An 11,256-nucleotide genomic window follows, 5' to 3' on the forward strand; every position below is an offset into this window, starting at 1 on the left:
GAGGCTGATTAAGAATGAGCGTTCGAAAAAATACTTTGGACAAAGCGGGTGAAGCGGTAATTCTGTTCTGCAAAGAAACTTTGCGAAGGTGCGACTTTAAATGCAGTTAAGACTTTTAGATTATCTTCTGTTTGAAGTGTTTTTTCAGTTTTTTGTTGCTGAATCGCTTTTTCAATCGGCGAAGTCTTGCTTTCAACAGTGCTTACTGTAGGCTTCGGCAAATCTGTCTTCACAACGACGGCATGACCGAGTTGAATCGAGAACAACATAATCAGGCTTAGGATGCTGGCTGTGAATAATGTAAATTTCATATCCAAACTTCCTCCTTACTTCTGGTTGGTTTTATTTTGTTAAAAATGTTTTTTTAATACTCTGTCTACAATTTAATCACAGTTGATCATAAAGAAGTAGAACCAAGTCACATTTTTTACAAAAGAAATAATATAACTCTGTGGAAAATTACCAAAAATCGTAATTTCCTGTTTTGGTGGCCTATTTTTAACAGACAACTGTGAAGAGAACGTGAAGAACTGTCTTATATTGTAGCAGAAGATTACTTTTCTAGCAGAATATGTATCCGAATTTAATTGTTAGTAGATATCTCAAAATCAGAAATAGATTATAGATATTGTTATAAATATATGATTGTCATGTTTATTTTTGATTTGTATAGTGTATGTCATATAAACACTGAGTTACATCAGATGAAAAAAATAATAGCATCCGCAATCTTGACAATTATAGTGGGAACAGCAGTACAGAATTCCGTCGCTAAAGATTTCCTGAATGTCTCTTATGACCCGACCCGTGAATTTTATCAGGAATATAATGAAGAATTTGACAAGTTCTGGAAGCAGAAAACCGGACAAACGGTTAATTTTAAACAGTCGCATGGTGGTTCAGGCAAGCAGGCGCGTTCAGTGGTCGATGGTTTGCAGGCCGATGTCGTAACCCTGGCCTTAGCCAATGATATCGAAGAAATCGTCAATGCAGGTTTAATCGAGAAAGGTTGGCAAAAAGAGTTTCCGAGTAATTCGGCACCTTATACGTCTACGATTGTATTCTTGGTGCGTAAAGGGAATCCAAAGCAAATCAAAGACTGGAATGATCTGACCAAAGCGGGTGTAGATATTATTACCCCAAACCCGAAAACCGGTGGCGCGCCGCGTTGGATCTATCTTTCTGCTTGGGGTTATGCACTGAAACAGCCCGGCGGTAATGATGCGAAAGCCAAAGAGCTGGTGAAAAAACTTTATCAAAATGTCAAAGTGCTCGACTCTGGTGCCCGTGGTTCACTGACGACGTTTGCCGAGCGCGGTATTGGGGATGTGCTTTTATCCTGGGAAAATGAAGCCTTGCTGGCGACCCAAGGTCTGGGTAAAGACAAGTACGATATCGTTTATCCATCGATTTCAATTCTGGCCGAGCCATCGGTAGCGATTGTCGATAAAAACGTGAATAAAAATGGCACTACCCATCTGGCAAAAGGCTATTTGAACTATTTATATTCACCAAAAGGGCAGGAGCTTGCGGCGAAATATTTCTTCCGCCCGCGAGATACTAAAGTCGCTGCCAAATATTCGGTTCAGTTCCCGAAAATCCAGACCTTCACCATTGATAAAGTCTTTGGTGGTTGGGCCAAAGCGCAAAAAACACATTTTGTGAATGGAGCGATTTATGACCAGATTTACAATGAAAAAAGATAAGTAAGCGGTAGTCTAAATAGAATAAGGAAAATGGCTAAAGTGTTATCCATTTTTTTTATATCTAATGCATAAAATTCTATATATTAGAGATAAGTAGAATAATAAATAGTATTTTTCTTTTAAAAACATAATATTAATGCAGAAAAACCTTTCATTTTATCGTGTTGTGATGTTGTAGGGTGAATTGCGATAAATGATTTTATTTCATATAGTTATATCTAATGAAGATAAACTCTGTGCTGCCATGAAAACTCAATTAAAATCGTTATTTAGTGCTGCCTTATTGGCGACTGGTTTGGGTATGACCGCGACTGCTTCACAAGCAGCAGACCGTCAGTTTCTAAATGTATCCTATGATGCTACGCGTGAATTCTATGATGAATTTAACAAATCATTTGGGGCTTACTGGAAAAACCGCACCGGTCTGGATGTGAATTTCAAGCAGTCTCATGGCGGTTCGGGCAAACAGGCACGTTCTGTGGTCGATGGCTTGAAAGGTGATGTGGTGACTTTGGCGCTGGCCAATGACATCGAAGAAATTGTGAAATCTGGTCAGATTCAGCCGGGCTGGCAAAAGGAATTCCCACATAACTCGGCACCTTATACCTCGACGATTGTATTCATGGTACGCAAGGGCAATCCGAAAGGCATCAAGGACTGGAATGACTTAACTAAACCAGGCGTGCAAATTATTACGCCGAACCCGAAAACGGGTGGTTTGCCGCGTTGGGTATATCTGTCTGCATGGGGTTATGCCGAGAAACAGCCAGGTGGCAATAAAGCCAAAGCACAGGACTTTGTCGGTAAACTTTATAAGAACGTGAAAGTGATGGATTCTGCTGCACGTGCTTCAATGACCACCTTTGCCGAGCGTGGGATTGGTGATGTATTGCTGACTTGGGAAAATGAAGCCTTAGTAACGCAAAAGACCTTGGGCAAAGACAAGTTTGATATCGTCTATCCATCAATTACGATTTTGACTGAACCATCAGTGGCGATTGTGGATCGTACGGTAGAGAAAAATGGCAATAAATGGTTAGCAACAGGTTATATCAACTACTTGTATTCACCCTTGGGTCAGGAAATGGCAGCTAAACATTTCTATCGTCCACGTAATGAAAAAGTATTAGCGAAATATTCGGCACAGTTCCCGAAAATCAAAACCTTTACCATTGATGAAGTCTTTGGTGGCTGGGCCAATGCACAGAAAACCCATTTTGTGAATGGTGCAATTTTCGACCAGATTTATAACAGCAAACGTTAATTGATCTGCGAAGTCATCTGGATTGAAAAAAGCCTCCGAAACCGGAGGCTTTTTTGTATGAGAAAAAATGCTAAAACGGTTTTCTCTATGGAAAGTAATATTTATCTACAAAAAGTCGTTTGGAGCTTTGCCTAAACAGGGTGATAATGTGCAGTTAAATTTTTCCCCCTATTGATTGAGTTTTTATGTCACATATTTCTGTATTACTTCACGAAACGATTGATGCCTTGTTGGCGGGTCGCAATACGGGAACTTATGTGGATGGGACCTTTGGCCGTGGTGGACATACGCGTTTATTGCTGTCCAAATTAGATGAAAATGCACGCGTCTATGCCTTTGATAAAGATCCACAAGCACTGGCTGTAGCAGCTGAACTCGAACAAGAAGATTCACGTTTCAAAATTATTCATGCCAGCTTTGCTGATCTGAAAGATGCATTGGCTGAAGTGGGCATTGAACAGGTCGATGGGGTGATGGCTGACTTAGGTGTTTCTTCACCTCAGCTGGATCAGGCTGAACGTGGTTTCAGTTTTATGAAAGACGGCCCGCTGGATATGCGTATGGACAACTCGCAAGGTCCAACTGCAGCAGAATGGCTGACCCAGATTGAAGAAGAAGCATTAGCCAATATTATTTTTAAATATGGTGAAGAGCGTTATAGCCGCCGTATTGCCAAAGCGATTAAAGCTGCCGGATATATTGATACTACGGCAAAGCTGGCTGAGATCGTAAAAGTAGCGCACCCGAAATGGGAAAAAAATAAGCATGCTGCGACCCGTACTTTCCAGGCGATTCGTATTGCTATTAATAAGGAATTAGAAGATATTGAAATCTTCTTGCCTCAGGCCGTTGAAATCTTAAAGCCAGAAGCACGTTTGGCGGTAATTAGCTTCCACTCACTGGAAGACCGTTTGATTAAACAATTTATTCAAAAAGAGTCAACGCTTGAAGAAGATTCAGGCTGGGGAATGCCACAACAACAGAAAGATACGCGACGTTTAAAGAAAGTTTCTCGTGTTAAAGCCAGTGATGAGGAGGTCAAAGCCAATCCTCGTTCACGTAGTGCATGGCTCCGGGTAGCAGAACGTTTAGCTTAATAGGCAGATCATGAAAACGGAAGTGGTTGATAAAAAAATAGAAAAATTGTGGCTGAAAAAAGTTACAATCTATCTCATGCTGATATTGATGGTCTTCATCAGTGCAGTATTTGTGGTATTTCAGGTGTTTGAATACCGTCAGGACACCCGAAAACTGAGCAGCTATTTGCGTGAGCGTGATGACCTGAATGCAGAGTGGGGGCGTTTGCTGATTGAGCAGCAAACTTTTGGCGCGACGGCACAGATCGGTACGCGTGCAGTGACACAGCTGCGTATGTATTCACCTCCGGTTTCACAAAGTGTCGTGATTTCCTTACCACAAACTTCAGATGAGAAAAAATAAGGCTAGCGTTCCGACATGGTAGACAATAGAAAGAAGCAACCGGTACGTAAAAAACAATCGGTCACCGACAAAAATGCCTCAAATGTTTATATCAATCGTTTTTACATCATGTGGGCGGTGGTGCTGCTCTGTTTTGTGACACTGATTTGCCGTGCTTTCTATGTACAGATTATTAATAAAGATTTTTTGCAAAATAAAGCCAATGCCAATATTTTAAGAACCAATACCATCAAGGCGATGCGTGGCGTGATTTATGATCGTAATGGCATTCCATTGGCGATCAGTACCCCGATCATGAAAATTGTGATTGATCCACGTGATTATTTTGACAATAAAAAACTCTATGACGAGACCATGCTGGCGCTGGAAAAAGAACCGAATAGCCGCAAACTGAAACGTCAATTGCCAGATAAAAATCTGAATCTGGATGAGCTGGCTGATGCAGTCGGTATGGATCGGGCAGAACTGCGTAAAAAAATGCAAGAACGTCCGCGTTCACGTTATCTGATCCTGAAAAAAGAAGTTCCGCCACAACAGGCCGAACTGATCATGAAGCGTAATTTTCAGGGTGTATATACCGAGAAAAACTATAAACGTTATTATCCACAGCCACAGCCGAACTCTCAGATTATTGGCCTGACCAATAGTGAAGGCAGTGGCATTGAAGGTTTGGAAATGCAGCTGAATAGCCGTCTTTCCGGGAAGGATGGCGAGCAGCAGATCATTCGCGATAAAAAAGGCAACCGGGTCAAAGAACCTGAAGTGATTAAAGAAGTTGAGCCGGGCGAAAATATTACCCTGAGTATCGACTCGCGTCTGCAATATATTATGTACCGTGAGCTGACGGCGGCCGGTGTCGCCAATAATGCCCGTTCAGCGACTGCGATTGCGGTAGATGTCAAAACTGGTGAAATTCTGGCGCTATCATCATGGCCATCATATAACCCGAATGATAAAAACAGCCTGCTCAACAAGGATGCCATGCGTAACCGCGGTGCAGTCGATTCTTTCGAGCCGGGTTCGACCATGAAGCCGCTTACTGTAGCGATGGCCTTGGAAAGTGGCAAATATACGGCGAATTCAGTCGTGAATACTACACCGGGCAGTATGCGGGTCGGCAATCATACCATTCGTGATACACATAACTATGGTCAGTTGACACTCGGCGGCATTCTGCAGAAATCCTCTAACGTTGGTGTGGCGAAACTGGCCTTATCGCTTCCGTATGAAACCTTACCAACCTTCTATAAACGTCTGGGTTTTGGTCAGCGTTCAGCAGTGAAATTCCCGGGTGAAAGTGCCGGTCTGATTCTGCCGCCAAGTAAATGGAATGTGTCAGAAGTGGCAACCATGTCCTATGGTTATGGTCTGAATGCGACGGTACTTCAGCTGGCTGATGCCTATGCCATGCTGGCCAATAAAGGCGTGAAAATGCCGCTGAGCCTGTATAAGCTGGAAGAACAGCCGCAGGGTGAGCAGATGATCGATGCCAACATTGCCGATCAGGTCCTGCTGATGATGGAAACCGCAACTTTACCAGGTGGTACGGCGACTCGCGCCACCATTCCAGGCTATCGCGTAGCAGGTAAAACCGGTACTGCACATAAATTGCGTGCCGACCGTAAAGGTTATTCAACCAGTGAATACCGGGCTTTATTTGCCGGCGTAGCGCCAGTCAGTGATCCACGGATCGCCATGGTGGTGGTGGTAGAAAACCCACAAGGTACTTACTATGGCGGTACGGTATCCGCACCGGTCTTTGCCCGCGTGATGCAGGAATCCTTGCGTCTGCTGAATGTCCCTCTGGACAAACCTTTAGAACCTCCCAAAGTCCAGTAAATAGGTGATCAATGTCTATTACATTTCAAGATCTCTACACCCCTCACGATGTCGCTGACTGGATGAAGCAATCCTTTCAGGGCTTCGAGCTGGATAGTCGTAAAGTCAAATCGGGACAGATTTTCATTGCCCTGACCAGTCTGTCTCAACCCGAAAAAACTGCTCAATTTGCCCAGAAGGCCATAGAACAGGGTGCAGTGGCCGTGATTTCAGAAACTGAGCTGGATGTATCTCCAAGTTTAATGGTAGAAGGTGTACGTCATCTGATGGGGCAATGGCAAAAGCAGTATTTGCAAGCAACCCAACCTGTCACGGCTGCTCGAATTTTGTCAGTTACCGGCACCAATGGTAAAACCACGATTTCTCGCTTGGTGGCTGAATTCATCATGCTGCAAGGCAAAGCTTGTGCGGTGATGGGCACAACAGGTAACGGCATTCTGCCAAATCTGGAAGCATCTTCGCATACCACCCTGGATGCTCTGCAATTGCAAAATGCCTTGCATGGCTATGCGCAGGCCGGTGCGGAATTTGCCTCGATTGAAGCCAGCTCACATGGTCTGGAACAAGGTCGCTTGAATGGTTGTGATATCGAGATTGCGGGCTATAGTAATTTGAGCCGTGACCATCTGGATTATCACGGGACGCTGCAAGCCTATGCGGAAGCAAAATCACGCTTATTTCAGTTTGAATCTTTAAAAGTGGCTGTTATCAATGTTGATGATGAACATGCACAGATCATGCTGGATGCTGCAAAAAACAATCCGGCTCAACCGAAAATTTTGACTTATTCCACTACGCATGCGGCGGATTATCAGGTTCAGGATATTCAATACAGTATTTCAGGTGCCGAGTTTAAGCTGCTGACAGTGCAAGGCCAATTTAGTGTACACAGTCCATTGCTGGGACATTTCAATATTGAAAATCTGGTGGCCAGTCTGATCATGGCGGAACAGGCCGGATTTGACTTGGAAAGTTTGATTGCAACTGTGCCACAGCTCAAAGGTGCGACCGGTCGGATGCAGGTGCTGCGTGATGGCGAACGTCTGTTTGTAGTGGATTATGCGCATACCCCAGATGCTTTGATCCAGGTTCTGGTGACCTTGAAACGTCATGTTTCACAAAATCTCTGGGCTGTTTTCGGCTGTGGCGGTGATCGTGATCGCGGTAAACGTCCACTGATGACTCAGGCTGCTTTAGAGGGTTCAGATATCGCAGTACTCACTTCTGATAACCCGCGGACCGAAGATCCGGCACAAATTTTTGCTGATATGAAAAATGGCATTGATTTTTCGGGCAAAACCTATCATGAAATTCATGACCGTCGTGAAGCGATCAAGTTTGCGGTTAAACATGCACAGGCGGGTGATATTGTCGTGATCGCAGGGAAAGGTCACGAAAATTATCAGGAAATTGATGGCGTACGTCACTGGTTTGATGACGTGGTCGAAGTGCAAGCTGCGATTGATGCCCAGCATTGCAACACAGATTCAGCCTATTCAGCGCATTAGGATTCAGATATGCATACCTCAACAACAAGTACTGCGGCGCTGGAGCCGTGGAGCATAGAACAATTACAGCAGGCTACTCAAGGCTACTGGTTGAATGATAAAAAGCCTGTAGGCCAGGTCAAGCGGATTTTGACTGATTCACGTGATGCAGAAGCGGGTGATGCTTTTCTTGCGCTGAAAGGCGAGCGTTTTGACGCGCACGACTTTATTGCGCAAGTCGCGGCACAAGGTTGTGAAATTGCCATTGTCAGCCGTCCGGTGGATGCCGATATTTGCCAATTGGTGGTAGAAGATACCCGTCTGGCATTGGGATTGTTGGGCGCTTATCGCCGTCAGCAGAATCCTCAACTCAAAGTCATTGCCTTGACCGGCAGTAGTGGCAAGACCACGACTAAAGAAATGCTGGGAAGCATTCTGTCTCGTCTGGCACCGACCTTGGTGACACGTGGTAATTTGAATAATGACCTTGGCGTGCCGGTAATGTTGCTGGAGCTGCGTCCTGAACATCAATATGCGGTGATGGAACTCGGTGCAAGTCATCAGGGTGAAATTGATTACACCTCGAAAATGGTGCAGCCGCATGTGGCGGGGATCATTAACATTGGGACGGCACATTTAGGTGAGTTTGGCGGCCGTGACGGAATTTGCCGCGCGAAATCCGAGATTTATTCGCATATCTCTGAAATCTCAATTATTCCTGCTGCAGATGATTTTGCTGAAACCATTCGTGCCGCAGTAAAAACTGAAAAAAGCTTGAGTTTTGGTGCTGGCGGTGAAGTTTATGCCAGCGATGTAGTCCTTGATGCTCAATCATCAAGCTTTACCCTGAATACGCCACAAGGCTCGAAAACGGTTCAGTTGCCTTTTGCGGGTGAGCATAATGTCGAAAATGCCACAGCTGCCGCTGCATTTGCCCTGGCGATCGGTATTGGTCTGGATGATATCGTGGCTGGCCTGGAACAGGCAGTCGGTGCGAAAGGTCGTCTGAACTTTATTCCGCACAAAGACTATTTATTTATTGATGACACTTATAATGCCAATCCGGGTTCGATGCGTGCAGCAGCTGAAGTTCTGGCGCAGCAGCAGGGCATCCGGGTCATGGTCACCGGCGATATTGGTGAACTCGGTTCATCTGCCGCAATCGAGCATTACAAGCTTGGACGGGATCTGGTCTCTATTAAAGGTATTAACTTTGTGGTGGCTGTGGGTGAATTTGCGCCTGCCGCACAAGAAGGTGCCCGTAGTACGCAATATGGTAAAAAAATGCAGGCTTTCCTGAATCAGGAGCAGGCATTACCGTTTTTAATTCGTTTGATTGAAACACATCAACCTCAGCCGATGTCATTCCTGTTTAAAGGGTCGCGTTTTACCCATATGGAAACATTGATGGCTGCATTGATGGAGAAACTCTAAATGCTGTTATGGCTCTTTGAACATTTGGCGGGCTTTGACAGCACGTTTCAGGTGGTTCGTTATTTAACTTTACGTGCTTTGCTCAGTGTCCTGACGGCATTGACCATTGGTCTGGTGCTCGGTCCTGTAATGATTCGCAAGCTTCAGGCGCTGAAATATGGTCAGGCAGTCAGCTCATATGCCCCTGAAAACCATGCCAAGAAAATGGGTACCCCCACCATGGGCGGTGTGCTGATTCTGCTTTCGATCGGGATTTCGACCTTGCTCTGGGCAGATCTTTCCAATCCTTATGTCTGGATTGTGCTGGGTGTGATGGTGATTTTTGGTGCAGTAGGCTGGGCTGATGACTGGATTAAAATCCGTTATAAAGACAATGCGGGTTTGCCTGCGAAGAAAAAATTCTTCTGGACTTCAGTTGGTTCATTGGGTGCTGGTATTGCCTTGTATATCATTGCACAGCAACAAACCAATCCGGTGCATACCGCGAATATGCTGGATCTATTGATTCCATTCTTTAAAGACTTAAGTATTCCATTATCGATGATTCCGTTGGGTATTGGTTTTATTATCTTTACCTATTTCGTTATTAACGGTGCATCCAATGCCGTGAACTTGACTGATGGTCTGGATGGTCTGGCGATTATGCCAATCGTGCTGGTCGCTACAGGTCTGGGCGTATTTGCCTATCTGGCCGGTGATGTGCGCTTTGCCAATTATCTGCATATTCCTTATGTGAAATACTCGTCTGAATTGGTGGTGGTCTGTGCTGCCATGATCGGAGCAGGTCTGGCTTTCCTTTGGTACAATGCCCATCCAGCCCAAGTGTTTATGGGTGATGTCGGTGCTTTATCTCTCGGTGCAATGCTGGGTACGATTGCCGTCATGGTTCGTCAGGAAATTGTATTTGCGATTATGGCCGGTGTCTTTGTCGTGGAAGCGGTTTCAGTATTCCTGCAGATTGGTTCATTAAGAATGCGCAATAAACGTGTATTCCTGATGGCACCGCTACATCATCATTATGAAAAGAAAGGCTGGCGTGAAACCCAGGTGGTGATCCGTTTCTGGATTATTACGATTATGCTGGTAGTTTTGGGTCTAATGACCTTAAAATTGCGCTAAGAAATGCATTGGAAAAAGTCGGCGCATGCCGGCTTTTTTATTTTGGAGAAAATGATGAATTTACTCATGTGCCCAGTCTGTCGCCAGCAGTTGAGCTTAAATGAAAGAAAATGGCGCTGTGAGAATCATCATAGTTACGATGTCGCCAAACAGGGCTATGTGAACCTGCATGTGGTTCAGCACAAGCACAGCAAAAACCCGGGAGATACGCCTGAGTCTGTGCAGGCACGTCGCGCATTTCTCAGTGCAGGTCATTATGCGCCTTTGCAACAGGCTGTTGTAGAAAAGATTCGCGAGTTGCGGATTGGAAACCTTTTAGATATTGGCTGTGGCGAAGGCTACTATACCGATGCCATGCAGGCCGAAGTGCTGCAATGTGTGGGGGTCGATATTGCCAAGAATGCGGTTCAGGTCGCAGCCAAACTGAATAAAGAGGTGACCTGGGTCGTAGGAACCGGAGCGACTTTACCAGTATTAGATGAGTTGATTGATCTGTGTACCAGCTTGTTTAGTCCAATTCCTAAACAGGAAATCCTGCGAGTTCTAAAACCAAAATCTTATTTGATGGTGGTGACACCGGCACCGCAACATTTATACTCGATGCGTGAAGCTCTATTTGAAGAAGTGAAACCACACGAGCCGCAGAAGTTTGTTGAGCAGTTGCAAGATGAATTTAATCTGGTTAGTGAGCAGGTGATTGATGCGCCAATGGTTTTGCCACAGGCTGATTTAAAAAACCTGATTGCGATGACGCCATATGCTTATAAGGCCAAACCTGAACGTCGTTTAGCACTTGAACAGCAGGATCAGTTTGAATTACTGGCGCAATATCAGATTTATCTGTTCCAGAAAAAATAAAAAAATGTATATAAAAAAGCCCTCAACTGAGGTAATGCCAGTCAGTTAAGAAATTGACTGGCATTTTCTTGGGTATTTCTGCGGTTTTCCTTTCACAACTCGTGGGCAA

At 44.8% G+C, this 11,256-nt stretch carries 10 protein-coding genes; 9 read left to right on the forward strand and 1 reads right to left on the reverse strand.

Annotation, left to right across the window (positions count from 1 at the left end; all coding sequences use genetic code 11):
- Nucleotides 1-8: 8 nt before the first annotated feature.
- Nucleotides 9-311, reverse strand: coding sequence for a hypothetical protein (locus PV763_RS11955; RefSeq protein WP_004644938.1), 303 nt, complete (start codon nt 309-311; stop codon nt 9-11).
- Between the two features lie 393 nt (nt 312-704).
- Here PV763_RS11955 and PV763_RS11960 point away from each other — a divergent pair, with 393 nt between their 5' ends.
- From PV763_RS11960 to PV763_RS12000, 9 genes are all read left to right on the forward strand, one after another.
- Nucleotides 705-1,706 carry a sulfate ABC transporter substrate-binding protein gene (locus tag PV763_RS11960; protein ID WP_420937893.1) on the forward strand — a complete coding sequence of 334 codons (1,002 nt, stop codon included), beginning with the start codon at nt 705-707 and terminating at the stop codon, nt 1,704-1,706.
- Nucleotides 1,707-1,950: 244 nt separating this feature from the next.
- Entirely contained in the window at nt 1,951-2,970 is a 1,020-nt protein-coding gene (locus PV763_RS11965; protein ID WP_420937894.1) for a sulfate ABC transporter substrate-binding protein, read from the forward strand.
- A 185-nt stretch (nt 2,971-3,155) separates the two neighbouring features.
- Complete coding sequence (gene rsmH, locus PV763_RS11970; RefSeq protein WP_129717174.1) at nt 3,156-4,067, forward strand: 16S rRNA (cytosine(1402)-N(4))-methyltransferase RsmH; 912 nt, start codon at nt 3,156-3,158, stop codon at nt 4,065-4,067.
- Between the two features lie 10 nt (nt 4,068-4,077).
- Complete coding sequence (ftsL, locus tag PV763_RS11975; protein WP_420937895.1) at nt 4,078-4,410, forward strand: cell division protein FtsL; 333 nt, start codon at nt 4,078-4,080, stop codon at nt 4,408-4,410.
- A gap of 15 nt (nt 4,411-4,425) precedes the next feature.
- Nucleotides 4,426-6,249: a penicillin-binding protein PBP3 gene (gene ftsI / locus PV763_RS11980; RefSeq protein WP_420937896.1), complete on the forward strand. Its 1,824-nt coding sequence runs from the start codon at nt 4,426-4,428 to the stop codon at nt 6,247-6,249.
- An 11-nt stretch (nt 6,250-6,260) separates the two neighbouring features.
- Entirely contained in the window at nt 6,261-7,757 is a 1,497-nt protein-coding gene (locus PV763_RS11985; RefSeq protein WP_420937897.1) for a UDP-N-acetylmuramoyl-L-alanyl-D-glutamate--2,6-diaminopimelate ligase, read from the forward strand.
- Nucleotides 7,758-7,766: 9 nt separating this feature from the next.
- Nucleotides 7,767-9,170: a UDP-N-acetylmuramoyl-tripeptide--D-alanyl-D-alanine ligase gene (locus PV763_RS11990; RefSeq protein WP_420937898.1), complete on the forward strand. Its 1,404-nt coding sequence runs from the start codon at nt 7,767-7,769 to the stop codon at nt 9,168-9,170.
- Nucleotides 9,171-10,289, forward strand: a complete 1,119-nt coding sequence (gene mraY, locus PV763_RS11995) for a phospho-N-acetylmuramoyl-pentapeptide-transferase (RefSeq protein ID WP_420937899.1) — start codon at nt 9,171-9,173, stop codon at nt 10,287-10,289.
- Nucleotides 10,290-10,343: 54 nt separating this feature from the next.
- Entirely contained in the window at nt 10,344-11,147 is an 804-nt protein-coding gene (locus tag PV763_RS12000; protein WP_420937900.1) for a putative RNA methyltransferase, read from the forward strand.
- Nucleotides 11,148-11,256: the final 109 nt, after the last annotated feature.

Origin of the sequence: Acinetobacter sp. AS5 (assembly GCF_048957595.1) — a bacterium.
GTDB lineage: Bacteria > Pseudomonadota > Gammaproteobacteria > Pseudomonadales > Moraxellaceae > Acinetobacter.